This window comes from Streptomyces actinomycinicus (genome assembly GCF_016741775.1).
Classification (GTDB): Bacteria; Actinomycetota; Actinomycetes; order Streptomycetales; family Streptomycetaceae; genus Streptomyces; species Streptomyces actinomycinicus.
On sequence record NZ_JAERRK010000019.1, the window covers coordinates 104,495 to 121,303 of the forward strand.

Below are 16,809 nucleotides of genomic sequence, written 5' to 3' on the forward strand. Positions count from 1 at the left end.
GCTCGCCGCACGGCTGCCCCGCCCGCCGCACTGCCGGAGCCGGCCGCGCAGGTCCTATGGTCCTGGTGTGGACAGCGAGCCGAGTGACGAAGTGATCGTGGTCGGGGGCGGGATCGCCGGGCTGACGACGGCCGTGCTGCTGGCGGAGTCCGGGCGGCGGGTGCGGGTGTGGGCGCGGGAACCTGCCGAGCGTACGACGTCGGCGGTCGCCGGGGGCCTGTGGTGGCCGTACCGCATCGAACCGGAGCCCTTGGTCGGCACGTGGGCGCTGGAGTCCCTCGCGGTGTACGAGGAGTTGGCGGCCCGGCCGCAGGAGACGGGCGTACGACTGGCCGAGGGCGTGCACCGAGGGAGCCGGCTGGACGAGCTGGGTACGTGGGCGGGCCGGGTGCCGGGACTGCGGGCGGTGCCGGGCGGACTGGCCGCACGGCTGCCGCTGATCGACATGCCGGTGCATCTGGCGTGGCTGCGGGAGCGGTTGGCGAAGGCGGGCGGGGTGACGGAGGAACGCGAGGTGACCGACCTGGCCGCCGTGCCGGCCGCCGTGGTGGTCAACTGCACGGGACTGGGCGCCCGGTCGCTGGTGCCTGATCCCGCGGTGCGTCCGGTGCGCGGGCAGCTCGTCGTGGTGGAGAACCCGGGCATCACCACGTGGTTCACGGCCGTCGGCCCGTCCGCCGCCACCTCCACCTACTTCATGCCGCAGCCGGGCAGGCTGTTGCTGGGGGGCACGGCGGAGGAGGACGACTGGTCCCTGGAGCCGGACCCGGACACCGCCTCGGCGATCGTCGCCCGGTGTGCGCGGGTCCGGCCGGAGATCGCCGGGGCGCGGGTACTGGCCCACCGGGTCGGGCTGCGGCCGGCCCGCCACGCGGTACGCCTGGAGCGCCGGCCGCTGCCGGACGGCCGCGTCCTGGTGCACAACTACGGCCACGGCGGAGCCGGGGTGACGGTCGCCTGGGGCTGCGCCCGAGGAGCGGCCGGCCTGGCCTCCCGGCCCGCCGCCACCTGAGACGGCCCCGGGCGGTGCGGCACGTGCACGCTCCGGGGACGTGCACTCCCCCGGGGCGCGGGGAACTGCGCGAACCGCCACGACGGCGCCGCACCCGGAACGACGACCGCCCACACCCACAGCGCCACACCCGGAACAACGACCGCCCACACCCACCGCGCCACACCCGGCTCGACCGCCCACACCCACCGCGCCACACCCGGCTCGACCGCCCACACCCACCGCGCCACACCCGGAACAACGCGCGGAACGCGCCGTCGGCTACCCCGGAACGTGCTCGGCCACGCGCGGTGCGCGGACGCCGTGCAGGGTCCCCGGCGCCGGACCGGTGCCCGCGCTGCCGGACGTCGCGCGGGTGAACGCCGGAGCACCACCGACCAGCGGCAGCCTGGCCGTCGTACGGGACAGGTCCACCGCGAGGGTCGGCCGGGTGGGCGGCGGATCGATGAGGTCCTTGTCCGTGCCGGCGACGATCAGGGCGAGGCGGTGACCCTTGGGCACGACGTGGTCCGTGGCCGCCAGGTCGAGGGTGATCGTGTAGGCCTTGCCGGGGGTGAGCGGCTCACCCTTGCCGAGCGAGGCGTGATGGCCGAGGTCGGCCCAGCCGCGGCTGACCACCGTGTAGTCGACGGCGGCCCGCTTCGCCCGCGTCTCCTTGTAGCAGGCGCTGTCCACGGCCGTGCTCGCACCCCAGCAGGTGCGCTCGTCGAGCGTGGTGATGCCCTCGGCGCTGTCGGCGTAGTCGCGGATGGTGTCCGGGCCGAGGTCGACCAGGACGGCCGACAGGTGGGCCGAGGTGGTGGTCGGGGTGGCGGTGACGGTCACCCGGGAGGAACCGGACAGGCGCAGGGGGCGGCTGAGCGGTGCGGTGAGGAAGCCGGCCTTCTCCGGAGTGGAGGTGGCGAGGTGGGCGGCCCAGTCCGTCTCGCTCAGGCGCGGGTCGTCCGTGAACTTCTCGGTGCCGGCCGCCGGGCGCAGGCCGAGTGTGCCGACGCCTGCCCGGCTGCCGGGGGCCGGGTGCAGGGTGGTGGTGCGGGTGCCGGCCGGGGGCCAGGCCGTGGCGGTGGCCCACTGGTCGGGGTGGCGTTCGACGTCGGCCATGGGTTCGCGGTCGACGCCGTTGTCGTAGCCGAGGAGTTCGTGGTCGAACCAGCGGTGCAGGGTGTCGACCCAGGCGCCGCGCCGGTAGTCGAACGGGTCGACGTGACCGGTCTGGGAGAGCCAGATCTTGCGCTCGACGCCGTGCTTCGCGAGCGCGTCCCACCACTGGCCGAAGTGCTTGGTTCGTACGTTGAGGTCCTGCATGCCGTGGACCACGAAGACACTGGCGCGCACCCGGGCCGCGTCCTTGACGTAGTCCCGCCCGGTCCACAGCGGGGTCCAGTCGCCGCTGCGGGGGCTGCCCTCGGCCAGCTTGCGCTGTACGGCCGCGCAGCGGGCCCGGGCGTCGTCGCTCTCGACGTAGTCGGCCAGTTCGTCGGGGCCGCCCTCGTAGAGCGGGGCGCCCTGGGCGAAGTAGTAGTCGTACCAGGAGGAGATGGCGCTGATCGGGACGACGGTCTTCAGGCCCTTGACGCCGGTGGCGGCGACGCCGTTGGCGATGGTGCCGTCCCAGCTCTTGCCGATCATGCCCGTTCTGCCGTTGGTCCAGGACGCCTTCACCGGGGTGCCGTCCGTGCGGCTGGTGTACGCCCTCGCGCGGCCGTTCAGCCAGTCCACGACGGCCTTCGCGGACTGGATGTCGGAGCGGCCGCCCACGTCCACACAGCCGTCGGAACGGCTGGTGCCGGCGAGGTCGACGCCGACGAAGGCGTAGCCGCGGGGCACGAAGTAGTTGTCGTAGTACAGCGGCATACGGATGACATGTCCCTGCGCGTCGTACGTCTTGCGCTGGCTCTCGTTGCCGCGTCCGCAGCAGGAGTAGTAGGGGCTGGCGTCCATGATGACGGGCACCTTGCGGCCCTGCCGGGCGGGTTCGGCGGGCCGGACGATGTCGGCGGCGACGCGGTCGGTCCTTCCGTCGCCGTCCTCGTCGAGGCCGGTGTCCACCCACACCGACTCGCGGACGGCGTCGGCGTAGGAGTAGACGGGTCTGCTCTCCCGCGGCGCGGACAGGGCGGCGGCGGACGGGGTGGGGAGCACGGCCGTCAGGGCGGTGACCGCGGCTGCGACGGCGGCGGTGACGAGCGTTCTCCAGGTCGTGGAGCGCGTACGTGTCGGCATGCGCGGACCGTACTCCCGTCAACTGCCGTGCAAAAGGCGCCCTTCCGTGAGTCATGACGGCTGAATGGCGATCGTGTGACAGCCGGGGTCATGGACAGGTCGGTGGCCACGGGACTGAATAGGCTCCGAAGAGACATCTCCGAACGGACGTGCAGTCCTGACGACTTGGAGCTGACGTGCACCGCAGAATCATCGCGCCGGGCGCACTGGCGGCGGCCTCCCTCCTGCTGGCGATCCCGGCATCGGCCGCGAGCCCTTCGCCGGGTGCGCCGGGCATCGGCGACCCCTACTACCCGTACTACGGCAACGGCGGCTACGACGTCTCGCACTACGACCTGAGGCTGCAGTACCAGCCGAAGACGGACGAGTTGCAGGGCACGGCGACGATCCTGGCGAAGACCACCCAGGACCTGTCCAGCTTCGACCTGGACTTCCTGCTGGACGTGAGCGAGGTGCGGGTCAACGGCGCCAAGGCCTCCTTCACGACGTCCGGCCAGCACGAACTGGTCGTGACCCCGAAGAACCCGCTGGCCAAGGGCACGGCGATCACGGTCGTGGTCCGCTACAGCGGGGTGCCCTCGGCGAAGAGCGCCTACGGCTTCACCTCCTGGCACCGCACGCCCGACGGCGGCGTCGCCGCCAACGAGCCCGAGGCCGCCTGGTGGTGGTTCCCGAGCAACGACCACCCGACCGACAAGGCCACCTACGACGTGTCGGTGGCCGTGCCGGACGGTACCCAGGCCCTCTCCAACGGCACGCTGCAGTCGGCCTCGTCGCGGCTCGGCTGGACCCGTTACAACTGGCGGCAGAACAAACCGCAGGCCACCTACCTGGCCACCCTCGCGCTCGGCAGGTTCGACATCACCACCGGTACCTCCGACGGCGGAGTGCCCGTGGTCAACGCCTACAGCAAGGACCTCGGCGACACCGACGGCGCCGCGCGGGCGAGCGTGGAGCGCACCGGGGAGATCGTGGACTGGCTGAGCGGCTATTTCGGGCCGTATCCGTTCAGCAGCGCCGGCGGCTACGTCCCGAACACCACGACCGGGTACGCGCTGGAGACGCAGACCCGGGTCTACTACAGCCCGCGGCAGTTCGCGAACGGCTCCAACACCTCCGTGGTCGTGCACGAGCTGGCCCACCAGTGGTACGGCGACTACGTGTCGCTGAAGGGCTGGAAGGACATCTGGATCAACGAGGGCTTCGCGCGGTACGCGCAGTGGCTGTGGTCGGAGCACGAGGGCGAGGGCACCGCGCAGCAGCTCGCCGACTACGTGTACGCCGGGCACCCGGCGGAGGACGCGTTCTGGACGGTCCGGCCCGGCGACCCGGGCCCTGACGGGCAGTTCGACGTCGCCGTGTACGACCGGGGTGCCCTGGCCATCCAGGCGCTGCGCAACGAGATCGGTGACGACGCGTTCTTCGCGGTCCTGAAGGGCTGGCCGAAGGAGCACGCGTACGGCAACGCCTCGGTGGCCGACTTCCAGCGGTACGCCGAGCGGGTGTCCGGCAAGCCCCTGGCCGCGCTGTTCGAGACCTGGCTGTTCCAGCCGTCGAAGCCGGCCGCTTCCGCGGCCCGCTCCCTGGCGAAGTCGGGGACGGCGGTGGCCCCGCCGAAGTCGTGGAAGAAGATCGAGGCCACGAACGACGCGCACGAGCACTGAGGCCCGCGGTCGCCGGGCAGGGCGCCTCACGGCCACGCGTGTGCAGCGCGGGCCCTGAGGTTCCCGGCCGCCGGGTGCCTCACGCGTTGCCGTGTTCCTCAGCGTTGCCTGTTCCTCAGCGTTGCCGGGTGGCTCAGCGTTGCCGGTGCCTCAGGGGTTCGGGCCGGCCGCGCGTGCGAGGAGGGCCGCCCGGCCTATCGCCTCGGCGCGAGTGGCCGGGACGGTGCACGCGTGGGCCCCGGCGATCGCGCCGTACCGGGCGCAGCGCTCGGGTGGCTCGCCGGCGAGGCGGCCGTAGAGGAACGCGGCGGCGAAGGCGTCGCCCGCGCCGTTGGAGTCGACCACCGGCGCGGGCGGGGTCACGGCCGGTATCCGGCTCAGCTCGCCGCTCACGAGCAGGTACGCGCCCTCCGCTCCGGCGGTGGCGACGACCGCCTCGGCCCGGCCCCGCTCGGCGATGCGCCGCATGGTCCGCTCGGGGTCGGTCAGGGCGGCGGCCGACAGGAAGACGAGGTCGGCCGCGTGCGCGAACGGTTCGTGGTACGGGTTCTCGCCGTCCCAGTCGTGCAGGTCCGTGGAGAGCGGTACGCCCGTCTCGCGCAGGACCGGCAGGGCGGCGGCGCAGGGCTGGGTGATGGTCACGTGCACATGCCGGCTCGCGGTGGCCAGCTCGCGCAGGGCCGCCTCGGGAAAGCGGTCGCCTGGGCGGGCTCGGGTGGTGTCGTACAGGGACAGGCGGCGGCCGTCCGGGGCGACGAGATTGACCGCCCGCTTGGTGCCGGCCGGCTGCGGCAGCGCGGTGAGGGCGATGCCGTGCTCGTGGTGCAGGGCGCGGACGAGGTCGCCCTCGGGATCGTCACCCAGCAGGTCGAGGTGGTGGGTGTCCAGGCCGAGTGCGGTCAGACCCAGCGCCACGAAGTCGCCGGTCTGTCCGGCCCGGGTGCGGATCCCTGAATCGATCATGTAGCTGTCGGCGAGGGGCAGGGGCAGCTCGGGGACGTGGATGACGGTGTCCACGCCCGCTCCGCCCAGCACCAGCACATCGCTCCGGCGGGTCATCTCCCGCCCTCCCCCTGCTCGTGCCGTGACACCGGTCATGGCGCGCCCTCCCCGGCTCGTCATCCGTGACCCACCCTCATCCCCCGCCCTCCCCGTGGTCGTACACCGTGACTGAGATCCCCCGCTGCGCCAAGCGCGCGTCGACGAGCGGCTGGATGCGGGACCACTTGCCGCCCGCCAGGCCGCAGCCTATGCGGGGCATGTGCACGGACGCACCGAGTTCGATCACTTCGCCGGCGAGGCGGGCGAGGGCGGTGTCGATCGCCTCGTAGCGCACGGGGGCGCCCTTGCTGCCGGTCCTGACGCCGCGCTGGCCGATCATGTTGGCCACCCAGAGGTGCCGGCCGACCGGGACCATCTGGACCGAGCCCAGGCCGAAGTCGTTGTGCACGCGGTCGCGGTGCCAGGAGCGGTACGCCGCCTCGGGCTCCGGCCAGCGCCGGGACAGCGCGAGGACGAAGCCCTTCCCCCAGCCGCCGATGTCGTTGCAGACATGGGCGATCACCTTGGGGCCCTTCACCGACGGAACGGTGGCGTCACCTCGGACATACGTGATCTCCGGCATGACGCCACCGTAGGCGATGCCACTGACAGTGGCTCCGAGCCGCTACTTCGTCAGTTCGGACAGCTCCTGGTCGGTGTTGCGGGCCACGCGGCGGCGCACCCCGAACCAGCCGGCGACCAGCATGACCGCGATCACCGGGATGAGGAGCAGGGTCTTGCGGCCGACATCGGGGTCGTTCCACATCATGCCGAGGCAGACCAGCAGGAAGACGATCGTGGCGATCTCGGTGACGGGGCTGAACTTCAGCTGGAAGTGCGGCCGTGCCACCAGGCCCGCGCGGGCGCGGCGGACGAACAGCATGTGGCAGAGCATGATGATCACCCAGGTGCTGATGATGCCGAGGGAGGCGACGTTCAGCACGATCTCGAAGGCCTGGCTGGGCATCAGGTAGTTCAGGCCGACGCCGAGCACGCAGACCGCGCAGGTCAGCAGGATGCCGCCGTAGGGAACCTGGCTGCGGTTCATGCGGGCGGTGAACTTGGGCGCGGAGCCGGACATCGCCATGGAGCGCAGGATGCGGCCGGTGGAGTAGAGGCCGGAGTTCAGCGAGGACATGGCGGCGGTCAGCACGACCAGGTTCATCACGTCGCCGGCCGCCGGGACACCGATCTTGGACAGCACGGTGACGAACGGGCTCTGGTCGGCGGAGTACACCGAGCCGGGCAGCAGCAGGGCGAGGAGCACGACGGAGCCGACGTAGAACAGGCCCACGCGCCACATGATCGAGTTCACCGCACGCGGGACGACCTTCTCCGGCTCGGCGGTCTCACCGGCGGCGACGCCGACCAGCTCCAGGGCGGCGTACGCGAAGATCACGCCCTGCATGACGAGGACGACCGGCATCACGCCGTGCGGGAAGACACCGCCGTTGTCCGTGATGACGCTCAGGCCGGGGGTGTGTCCGCCGACCTTGTGCTGGGTGGCGAGCAGGAAGACGCTGATCAGCATGAAGCCGACGATGGTCGCGACCTTGATGATCGCGAACCAGAACTCCATCTCGCCGAAGATCTTCACGGAGATCAGGTTCACGGCGAGGACCACCGCCAGGGCGATCAGCGCCAGCACCCACTGCGGGATGGAGGTGAACATGCTCCAGTAGTGCGTGTAGAGCGCGATCGCGGTGATGTCGGCGATGCCGGTGGTCGACCAGTTCAGGAAGTACATCCAGCCGGCGACGTAGGCGCCCTTCTCGCCGAGGAACTCACGGGCGTAGGACACGAAGGACCCGGAGGACGGGCGGTACAGGACCAGCTCGCCCAGCGCCCGGACGACGAAGAAGGCGAAGACGCCACAGACCAGGTAGGCCAGGGCGAGCGCGGGGCCCGCGTTGTGCAGCCGGCCGCCGGCGCCCAGCAGGAGTCCGGTGCCGATGGCGCCGCCGATGGCGATCATGTTGACGTGGCGGGCCTTGAGGTCCTTGCTGTAGCCGGCGTCGCCCGCGTCCGCGGGCGTCCCGGCCGCCGGGATGTGGGGGGCGGCCTGCGCCGATTCCACGGCTTTCTTGCTCACGGGTGGTTCCACTTCCTGGTGCGCCCGGACCTCGTGGGTCCGGGGGTCGTACAGGTACCGGCCCGCACCACCAGGTGTGTCGCGGCACAGACCAAGGCAGCAGCTTCCCAGAGGGATCAACCCATACGCGGTGGTCCAGGTCACAGAGCGGTTCTTCTCACACGGTCGACACGCGCTCCCCGCGGGTTTCACACCATTGGTGAGACAGCGATACTGCTGCACATGACGACCGAGACCGGGGAGCCCACCCTCACGATCGACGAGCTGGCCGCGCGTGCGGGCGTCACCGTCCGCACCGTCCGCTTCTACGGCAGCAAGGGTCTCCTCCCGCCGCCGGAGATCGGTCCGCGCCGGGTGGGCCGGTACGGGCCCGGTCATGTGGCACGGCTGGCGCTCATCGAGGAGCTGCAGCAGCAGGGCATGACCCTGGCGGCGATCGAACGGTATCTGCGTCAGCTGCCGCCGGACCTCACCCCGCACGATCTGGCCATCCACCGGGCGGTGGTCGCGTCCTGGGCGCCGGAGGCGGTCGAGACCGTCTCGCGCCGGGAACTGGAACGGCGCGCGGGACGGCCGCTGGACGACGAGGACGTCGAGCGGCTGGCGGCGATGAACGCGGTCGAGCCCGGCGACGGGGACACGTTCCGGATGGACGCCGGGCTGCTGCGGCTCGGCGTCCGGCTCCTCGACGTACCGCTGTCGCAGGAGGCGATCCTCGCGGCGCGCAAGGTGCTCGTGGAGCACTCACGCGCCGCGGCGCACGAACTTTCCCAGCTCTTCCGGGGCGAGGTGGCGGAACGTGACGCCCGGGACGTGAAGTCCCTGTCGGCCCACATGCACCCCTTGGTGGTGCAGGCGCTGCTCACGACGTTCCAGCACTCGCTGCGGCAGGAACTGCGGGGCTGGCTGAGCGAGCCCCGCGTGGGCGGCGAGGAGTGAGGACCGGGGCGTCGGCAGGTGGATCCTGCCGGCGCCCCGTGCGGTACGCGGGTCAGCGGGCGTCGGTGAAGACCTCCCCCTTCTCCGCCTTCTCCACGAGCAGGGCGGGCGGGGTGAAGCGCTCGCCGTAGGCCGCGGCCAGCTCGCGGGCGCGGGCCACGAAGCCGGGCAGGCCCCCTTCGTAGCCGTTGACGTACTGGAGGACGCCGCCGGTCCAGCCGGGGAAGCCGATGCCGAAGATCGAGCCGATGTTGGCGTCCGCGACGGAGGTCAGGACGCCCTCCTCGAGGAGGCGTACGGTGTCGAGCGCCTCGGCGAAGAGCATACGCTCCTGCATGTCCCGGAACGGGATCTCGTGCCCGGGCCGGGTGAAGTGCTCGCGCAGGCCCGGCCAGATCCCGGCGCGCTTGCCGTCCTCGGCGTAGTCGTAGAAGCCGGCGCCGCCGCTGCGGCCGGTGCGGCCGAACTCGTCGACCATGCGGTCGATGACCGCCTCCGCCGGGTGCGCCGTCCAGGTGCCGCCGGCCTCCTCCACGGCCCGCCTCGTCTCGTTGCGGATCTTCCGGGGCAGGGTGAGGGTCAGCTCGTCCATGAGGGACAGCACCTTGGCCGGGTAGCCGGCCTGGGCCGCGGCCTGTTCGACGGAGGCGGGCTCGATGCCCTCGCCCACCATGGCGACGCCCTCGTTGATGAAGTGGCCGATCACCCGTGAGGTGAAGAAGCCGCGCGAGTCGTTGACGACGATCGGTGTCTTGTTGATCTGCCGGACCAGGTCGAAGGCGCGTGCGAGGGCCTCGTCGCCGGTGCGCTCGCCCCTGATGATCTCGACCAGCGGCATCTTGTCGACGGGCGAGAAGAAGTGCAGTCCGATGAAGTCGGCCTGGCGCTCCACGCCCTCGGCGAGCGTGGTGATGGGCAGCGTGGAGGTGTTGGAGCACAGCAGCGCGTCGGGGGCGAGGACGGACTCGACCTCCTGGAAGACCTTGTGCTTGAGGGCGGTGTCCTCGAACACGGCCTCGATGACCGCGTCGCAGCCGGCGAGGTCGGCGACGTCGGCGGTGGGCGTGATGCGGGCGAGCAGCGCGTCGGCCTTCTCCTGGCTGGTACGGCCCCGGGCGACGGCCTTGGCGCACAGCTTCTCGGAGTAGCCCTTGCCCTTGACGGCCGCTTCCAGGGCGACGTCCTTCAGGACGACGTCGATGCCCGCACGGGCGCAGGCGTAGGCGATGCCGGCGCCCATCATGCCGGCGCCGAGCACGGCGACCTTGCCGACCTTGCGGGGCTGGATGCCCTTGGGGCGGTTGGCGCCGGAGTTGACGGCCTGGAGGTCGAAGAAGAACGCCTGGATCATGTTCTTCGAGGTCTGGCCCGCGGCCAGCTCCACGAAGTAGCGGGCCTCGATGACCTGGGCGGTCTCGAAGTCGACCTGGGAGCCCTCGACGGCGGCGGCGAGGATGTTGCGCGGGGCGGGGTAGGGGGCGCCGCCCGTCTGCTTGCGCAGGGTGGCCGGGAAGGCGGGCAGGTTGGCGGCGAACTTCGGGTTGGCCGGCGTACCGCCGGGGATCTTGTAGCCGGGCTTGTCCCAGGGCTGGCGCGACTCGGGGTTGGCGTCGATGAAGGCGCGGGCCTTGGCGAGCAGCTCCTCCGGGGTCTGGGCCACCTCGTGGACCAGACCGTTCTCCTGTGCGCGCCGCGCGTTGTACTGCTGGCCCTGCAGGAGCACCTTGAGCAGCGCGTCCGCGATGCCCAGCAGCCGTACGGTGCGGGCGACCCCGCCGCCTCCCGGCAGCAGGCCGAGGGTGACCTCGGGGCAGCCGATCTTCGTGCCGGAGGTGTCGAGGGCCACCCGGTGGTGGCAGGCGAGGGCCAGCTCGAAACCGCCGCCGAGGGCCGCGCCGTTGATCGCCGCGACGACCGGCTTGCCGAGGGTCTCGATGCGGCGGAGGTTGCGCTTGATGGCGAGGCCGCCGTCGAACAGCTCCTGGGCGGTCTCGGGCGTGACCCGTATCAGGTCGCGCAGGTCGCCGCCCGCGAAGAAGGTCTTCTTGGCGGAGGTGAAGATGATGCCGCGGATGTTCTCCTGCTCCGCCTCCAGGCGGTCGGTGATCGCGGCGAGGGAGTCGCGGAACGCCTGGTTCATGGTGTTCGCGGACTGGTTCGGGTCGTCCAGGACGAGGGTGACGACCCCGGTGTCGTCCTGCTCCCAGCGGATGGTGGTGCTCTCGGTCATGACAGTCGTCTCCGTTGAAGTCGCTTGGTTCCGCAGGGAGTTCAGATGCGCTCGATGATCGTGGCGACGCCCATGCCGCCGCCCACGCACAGCGTGGCGAGGCCGTACCGCTTGTCCTGGCGCTCCAGTTCGTCGACGAGCGAGCCGAGGATCATCGCTCCGGTGGCGCCGAGGGGGTGGCCGAGGGCGATGGCGCCGCCGTTGACGTTGACCTTGTCCAGGGACAGGCCCATGTCCTTGACGAAGCGCAGCACGACCGCGGCGAACGCCTCGTTGATCTCGACCAGGTCGATGTCGTCGATGGTGAGGCCGGCCTTCGCCAGGGCCTTGCGGGTGGCGGGTGCGGGGCCGGTGAGCATGATGGTGGGCTCGGAACCGGAGACGGCCGCGGAGACGATGCGTGCGCGGGGGGTGAGGCCGTTGCGCTCGCCTGCCTCCTTGGACCCGATGGCGACGAGCGAGGCGCCGTCCACGATGCCGGAGGAGTTGCCGGCGTGGTGGACGTGGTCGATCTTCTCCACCCAGTGGTACTTCTGCAGCGCCACGGCGTCGAAGCCGCCCAGCTCGCCGATGTCCGCGAACGAGGGCTTCAGCTTGGCGAGGGAGTCGGCGGTGGTGCCGGGGCGCATGTGCTCGTCGTGGTCGAGGACCACCAGGCCGCTGCGGTCCTTCACGGGGACGACCGAGCGGTCGAAGCGGCCCTCCTTCCAGGCGGTGGCGGCACGCTCCTGGGACAGGGCCGCGTACTCGTCCACGTCCCGGCGGGAGAAGCCCTCGATGGTGGCGATCAGGTCGGCGCCGACGCCCTGGGGCACGAAGTTGACGGCGAGGTTGGTCATCGGGTCGTTGAACCAGGCACCGCCGTCCGAGGCCATCGGGACCCGGGACATGGACTCGACACCGCCCGCGAGGATCAGGTCCTCCCAGCCGGAGCGGACCTTGGCGGCGGCCAGGTTGACGGCTTCGAGGCCGGAGGCACAGAAGCGGTTCTCCTGGACGCCCGCGACGGTGTCGGGCAGTCCGGCGGCGATGGCGGCGATCCGGGCGATGTCGGAGCCCTGGTCGCCGACGGGGCCGACGACGCCGAGCACGACGTCGTCGATCGCGGCGGGGTCCAGGCCCGGGAAGCGGTCGCGGATCTCGTGGATGAGGCCGATGACGAGGTCGATGGGCTTCGTGCCGTGCAGGGCGCCGTTCGCCTTGCCGCGGCCACGCGGGGTGCGGATCGCGTCGTAGACGTACGCTTCGGTGCTCACTGGTGTGCCTTTCGGGAGGGTGGGCCGAGCGGGGTGGGCGGGGTCAGCCGCCGTCGGTGACCAGGTCGTCGGGGTCGCCGGCGGGGCGTGCCGGTATGCCCCAGTCCCGGGCGACCGTGTCCGTGTCCGCGCCGGGCCGTGCGGGTCCGGTGCGGACGGCGGTCGGGGTCGCCGAGAAGCGCGGGGCGGGGGCGGGCTGGGTGATCCCGCCGTGGTCGGTGAAGGTGCCGCGGGCGGCCAGGTGCGGGTGGTGCGGGGCCTCGCCGAGGCTCAGTACGGGCGCCACGCAGGCGTCGGTGCCCTCGAAGACGGCCGTCCACTCGGCCCGGGTACGGGACTTGAAGGCGGTGGCGATCCGTTCCCGCAGCTCGCCCCAGCGCGTCCAGTCCTTGTGGGCCGGCGCCAGGTCGTCCAGGGCGAGCAGGTGCAGGAACTCCTCGTAGAACTTTGCTTCCAGGGCGCCGACCGCCATGTATCCGCCGTCGGCGGTCTCGTAGGTGCCGTAGTAGGGGCAGCCGCCGTCGAGCAGGTTGGCTCCGCGCCGGTCCTGCCAGCCGCCGGCGGCGAGCATGCCGTGGATCATCGCGGAGAGGTGGGCCGTGCCGTCGACGATGGCGGCGTCGACGACCTGGCCGGCGCCGGTCGTCCGCGCGTGGTGCAGGGCCGCGAGGACGCCGACGACCAGGTAGAGGCTGCCGCCCGCGTAGTCCCCGAGGAGGTTGGCGGGCACGGCCGGGGGTTCGTCCGGGCGGCCGATCATGCCGAGCGTGCCGGTGAGCGCGATGTAGGCGACGTCGTGGCCCGCGCGCTGGGCGAGGGGGCCGTCCTGTCCCCAGCCGGTCATGCGGCCGTAGACCAGGCGTGGGTTGCGGGCGTGGCAGTCCTCGGGGCCGATGCCGAGCCGCTCGGCGACGCCCGGGCGGTAGCCCTCGACCAGGATGTCGGCGCGCTCGGCGAGGCCGAGGACGCGCGCGGGGCCGTCCGGTGCCTTCAGGTCGATCACGACGGAGCGCTTGTTGCGGTTGGTGACGTCGTACGCCGGGTCGACGGCGAGGCCCGGGCCGCCCGGCCGGTCCACCCGAACCACGTCGGCGCCCAGGTCGGCCAGCAGCATGGCGGCGAACGGGCCCGGCCCGATGCCGGCCAGTTCCAGCACCCGCACGCCGGAGAGCGGGCCTGCGCCCGGCGTCGGCGGTCCTGCCGTGGTCATGCGACCAGCCCCCAAACGTGTGTGACACAACTGATGTAACACCGGTGATGCTAGGAACGCCTTCGACCGGACACAAGACCTGAACGAGCAAGCGCTTAGCCAAGTGCCCGTCGAGCCGGTCATCACCCGGGAGAGTGACGGACCCCTGGGCCGGCTCCCTCACGTGCGTGCGGGAACGCCGGGAGACGCAGGAGCCGCCGGGAGACGCAGGAGCCGTCGGGACACGCGCAGCCCCCGAGGCCGCAGGAGCTGCCCGGGAGGCCGACGGGACGCGCGGAGGGCGGGTTCCCCTACGAGGCGGAGGTAGGTCTCCGCTACGAGGCGGAGGCGCCGGTCTGCGCTACGGGGCGTATCGGGGCGATCGCGTCCGTCGGTCCGACGGTGATCCCCGGCGGGGAGAGCGCGAACGCGTGCGCTTTCTCCCACTTCTTCGGGGCATTCCCGGCCACGGCCACCGCTGCCTCCAGGCTGGTCGTCGGACTGCGCACACCTCACGCTAGCCTCAGCCACCGACAGCGGCGCGGGCTGCGCGACGGGCCGCACGAACCAAGGGGTGTCATGAGCAGGCTGAACCGGACGCAACGTCCCTACGACCTGGTGCTCTTCGGAGCCACGGGATTCGTCGGCACGCTCACGGCGCAGTACCTCGCCGCGCATGCGCCGCAGAACCTGCGCTGGGCGGTCGCCGGCCGCGACGAACGCAGGCTGGAACAGCTGCGCGAACAGTTGCCCGGCGGCACCGGCGTCGGCGTCCTGCGCGCCGACGTGGCCGAACCGGACACCCTGCGCGCCCTCGCCGACCACGCGCGCGTGGTCGCCACGACCGTGGGCCCGTACGTGCTGCACGGCGAGGCGCTCGTCGCCGCCTGTGCCGACGCCGGTACCGACTATCTGGACCTCACCGGTGAGCCGGAGTTCGTCGACCTGATGTACGTACGGCACGACGCACGCGCGCGTGAGACCGGCGCCCGTCTGGTGCATGCCTGCGGCTTCGACTCCGTACCGCACGACCTGGGCGCGTACTTCACCGTCCGGCAGCTGCCGGAGGGCGTTCCGCTGACCGTGGACGGCTATGTGACCGTCGACGCGGCCTTCTCCGGCGGCACCCTCGCCTCGGCGCTGAACCAGATGGGCCGCGGACGGCGGATGCTGGCCGCCGCGCGTGAGCGGGCCCGGCACGAACCACGGCTGCTGGGCCGCCGGGTGACGGCGCCGGCGGGCGCGCCGAAGTTCGCCGGCGAGGTCGGCGCGTGGGCGCTGCCGCTGCCGACCATCGACCCGCGGATCGTCTGCCGTTCGGCACGCGCGCTGGAGCGGTACGGCCCGGACTTCCGCTACCGGCACTACGCCGCCGTGAAGCACCTGCCGGTCGCCCTCGGCGGCGTCGCCGCCGTCGGCGCGGTGACCGCCGCGGCCCAGCTGCCGCCCGCGCGGCGCTGGCTGTCGGCCCGGCTCGCGCCGGGCGACGGACCGAGCGCCGAGAGGCGCGCGAAGAGCTGGTTCACCGTGCGCTTCGTCGGTGCGGGCGGCGGTCGGCGCGTGTTCACCGAGGTCGCCGGCGGCGATCCCGGATACGACGAGACGGCGAAGATGTTCGCCGAGGCGGCCCTGTGCCTGGCCTTCGACGACCTCCCGCAGACGGCCGGTCAGGTCACCACGGCCCAGGCGATGGGCGACGCCCTGACCGCACGCCTGCGCGCCGCCGGGATCACCTTCCGGGTGGCGGCGGAAAGCTAGCGGCGTCCCGCAGGGCCTGCCGGCACAGGGCGTCCGCCCGGCGGGTGGTCTCCGGCAGGCGGAACCGCGGGGTCAGTGCCAGGGTGTGCGCCACCGCGCCGGCCAGGCCGACCCGGTGGCCGACGGAGACGAAGACCGGCTTGACGCCGTCCCGGGTGCGCAGGGCGCGCCCGACCTCCTCGGCGCCGGCGAGCAGCGGCGCGGAACCGCCCCGCGCCGGCCCCGGGTCGTCGTAGGTGAAGGTGAACGGGTTCTTGGCCACGCCGATCGTCGGCAGGCCGGTGAGCACGCCCAGGTGGCTCGCCAGGCCGAAGCGGCGCGGGTGGGCGAGCCCGTAGCCGTCGCACACGACCAGACCGGGCGGGCAGGGCAGCCGGTCCAGGGCCGCCAGCACGGCCGGGATCTCGCGGAAGGCGAGGAGCCCGGGCACGTAGGGGAAGGAGACCCGGCCGACGGCCGTCGCCTCCCCCACGACGTCCAGCGTCGTGGCGTCCAGCACGACGGCCGCAGCCGCGACTAGGTCCAGGGCGTCGTCGTAGGCGACGTCCACCCCGGTGACGAGGCCCGTGCCGGGCGGTGGCCCGGGTTCGTCCAGCACCACCCGCCCGCGCAGCTCGTCCTGGACGGTGCGGGCCTCTTCCTCGGTCGCGGGCCAGCCCGCGGGTACGCCGACGATCGTCATGATCCGTGACTGTACGGGCCCTTGACGGACCGTCCGCCCGGCGGGGGTAGGCTCGCGATCATGTTCGTGTTGGAGCTGACCTACACCGCCCCGCTCGAGGCCGTGGACGCCGTCCTGCCGGACCATGTGGTCTGGCTGGAGGAGCAGTACGAGAAGGGCTTCTTCCTGGCTTCGGGACGCAAGAACCCCCGCGACGGCGGGGTGATCCTGGCCGTCGCGGGGGACCGCGCCCGCATCGAGGAACTCGTCGCGGGCGACCCGTTCACCGTCGCCGGCGTGTGCGCCTACCGCATCACGGAGTTCATCGCCACGAAGACGGCCCCCGAGCTGGCGCGGTACCGGCAGACGCTCGGCTGAGCCCGGGGGCTCAGCCCTTCTTGGCGTTCAGCGCACGCTGCAGCTGATCCTTGTTCATGTTCGAGCGGCCCTCGATGCCGCGTTGCTTGGCCTCGTTGTACAGCTGGTCTCGGGTCGGGCCCTGTGAACCGGCCCGGTTGCCCGACCGCTGACCGCCACGCCTGCTCGACGACATGTCCTGGGTCGAGCTGCGGCTGGCGGTCTTGGACTCGCCCGAGCGGGCACGTTCCTTGTTCACGGTCCGCGCGGCGATCTCCTTGGCACGTCCAGCGCTCTCGCCCCGGTCCTGTGCGCTCTGCTTGATGTGCTCGTACTGACGTTCGCGCTTGGGGCTGGAACCGGCTGGCATGATCGCTCCCTTCCTTT

Annotated in this window: 15 protein-coding genes; 5 read left to right on the top strand and 10 right to left on the bottom strand. The window is 72.2% G+C overall.

The window, feature by feature from the left end; translation table 11 throughout:
• Positions 1–91: 91 nt before the first annotated feature.
• Positions 92–1,012 (top strand): FAD-dependent oxidoreductase, encoded by a 921-nt coding sequence (locus tag JK359_RS29105; RefSeq protein ID WP_201842058.1) that lies wholly within the window; start codon positions 92–94, stop codon positions 1,010–1,012.
• A 261-nt stretch (positions 1,013–1,273) separates the two neighbouring features.
• Here the strand turns inward: JK359_RS29105 and JK359_RS29110 are convergent, their stop codons facing one another.
• A complete protein-coding gene (locus JK359_RS29110) occupies positions 1,274–3,235 on the bottom strand; it encodes a Xaa-Pro dipeptidyl-peptidase (protein ID WP_201841890.1) in 1,962 nt (653 codons plus the stop codon).
• Between the two features lie 176 nt (positions 3,236–3,411).
• Between JK359_RS29110 and JK359_RS29115 the strand changes: the two genes are divergently transcribed.
• Positions 3,412–4,899, top strand: coding sequence for a M1 family metallopeptidase (locus JK359_RS29115; protein ID WP_201841893.1), 1,488 nt, complete (start codon positions 3,412–3,414; stop codon positions 4,897–4,899).
• A 150-nt stretch (positions 4,900–5,049) separates the two neighbouring features.
• On the opposite strand, the gene JK359_RS29120 is transcribed toward JK359_RS29115, so the two are convergent.
• The 3 genes from JK359_RS29120 to JK359_RS29130 all read right to left on the bottom strand — a co-directional run bounded on the left by JK359_RS29120 (position 5,050) and on the right by JK359_RS29130 (position 8,032).
• Positions 5,050–5,958 (bottom strand): adenosine kinase, encoded by a 909-nt coding sequence (locus JK359_RS29120; protein WP_201841896.1) that lies wholly within the window; start codon positions 5,956–5,958, stop codon positions 5,050–5,052.
• A gap of 76 nt (positions 5,959–6,034) precedes the next feature.
• Positions 6,035–6,523 (bottom strand): macro domain-containing protein, encoded by a 489-nt coding sequence (locus tag JK359_RS29125; RefSeq protein ID WP_201841899.1) that lies wholly within the window; start codon positions 6,521–6,523, stop codon positions 6,035–6,037.
• A gap of 42 nt (positions 6,524–6,565) precedes the next feature.
• Entirely contained in the window at positions 6,566–8,032 is a 1,467-nt protein-coding gene (locus tag JK359_RS29130; RefSeq protein WP_201841901.1) for an amino acid permease, read from the bottom strand.
• A 222-nt stretch (positions 8,033–8,254) separates the two neighbouring features.
• Between JK359_RS29130 and JK359_RS29135 the strand changes: the two genes are divergently transcribed.
• Positions 8,255–8,971, top strand: a complete 717-nt coding sequence (locus JK359_RS29135; RefSeq protein ID WP_201841904.1) for a MerR family transcriptional regulator — start codon at positions 8,255–8,257, stop codon at positions 8,969–8,971.
• 52 nt (positions 8,972–9,023) lie between these two features.
• Here JK359_RS29135 and JK359_RS29140 read toward each other — a convergent pair whose 3' ends face one another.
• The 4 genes from JK359_RS29140 to JK359_RS29155 form a co-directional block, all read right to left on the bottom strand.
• Positions 9,024–11,201, bottom strand: a complete 2,178-nt coding sequence (locus JK359_RS29140) for a 3-hydroxyacyl-CoA dehydrogenase NAD-binding domain-containing protein (protein ID WP_201841908.1) — start codon at positions 11,199–11,201, stop codon at positions 9,024–9,026.
• A gap of 41 nt (positions 11,202–11,242) precedes the next feature.
• Complete coding sequence (locus JK359_RS29145; protein ID WP_201841910.1) at positions 11,243–12,457, bottom strand: acetyl-CoA C-acetyltransferase; 1,215 nt, start codon at positions 12,455–12,457, stop codon at positions 11,243–11,245.
• Between the two features lie 43 nt (positions 12,458–12,500).
• Positions 12,501–13,667 (bottom strand): CaiB/BaiF CoA transferase family protein, encoded by a 1,167-nt coding sequence (locus tag JK359_RS29150; protein ID WP_201841913.1) that lies wholly within the window; start codon positions 13,665–13,667, stop codon positions 12,501–12,503.
• 314 nt (positions 13,668–13,981) lie between these two features.
• On the bottom strand, positions 13,982–14,155 hold the full coding sequence (locus tag JK359_RS29155; protein WP_201841916.1) for a hypothetical protein: 174 nt from the start codon (positions 14,153–14,155) through the stop codon (positions 13,982–13,984).
• Between the two features lie 70 nt (positions 14,156–14,225).
• On the opposite strand from JK359_RS29155, the gene JK359_RS29160 reads away from it, so the two are divergent.
• Entirely contained in the window at positions 14,226–15,404 is a 1,179-nt protein-coding gene (locus tag JK359_RS29160; protein ID WP_201841918.1) for a saccharopine dehydrogenase family protein, read from the top strand.
• Here the strand turns inward: JK359_RS29160 and JK359_RS29165 are convergent.
• Entirely contained in the window at positions 15,376–16,086 is a 711-nt protein-coding gene (locus JK359_RS29165) for an endonuclease V (RefSeq protein WP_201841921.1), read from the bottom strand. The genes JK359_RS29160 and JK359_RS29165 overlap by 29 nt on opposite strands.
• Before the next feature lie 60 nt (positions 16,087–16,146).
• On the opposite strand from JK359_RS29165, the gene JK359_RS29170 reads away from it, so the two are divergent.
• Positions 16,147–16,443 (top strand): YciI family protein, encoded by a 297-nt coding sequence (locus tag JK359_RS29170; protein ID WP_201841923.1) that lies wholly within the window; start codon positions 16,147–16,149, stop codon positions 16,441–16,443.
• A gap of 10 nt (positions 16,444–16,453) precedes the next feature.
• Here JK359_RS29170 and JK359_RS29175 read toward each other — a convergent pair whose 3' ends face one another.
• Positions 16,454–16,792 carry a plasmid stabilization protein gene (locus JK359_RS29175; protein WP_201841926.1) on the bottom strand — a complete coding sequence of 113 codons (339 nt, stop codon included), beginning with the start codon at positions 16,790–16,792 and terminating at the stop codon, positions 16,454–16,456.
• Between the last annotated feature and the right edge of the window lie 17 nt (positions 16,793–16,809).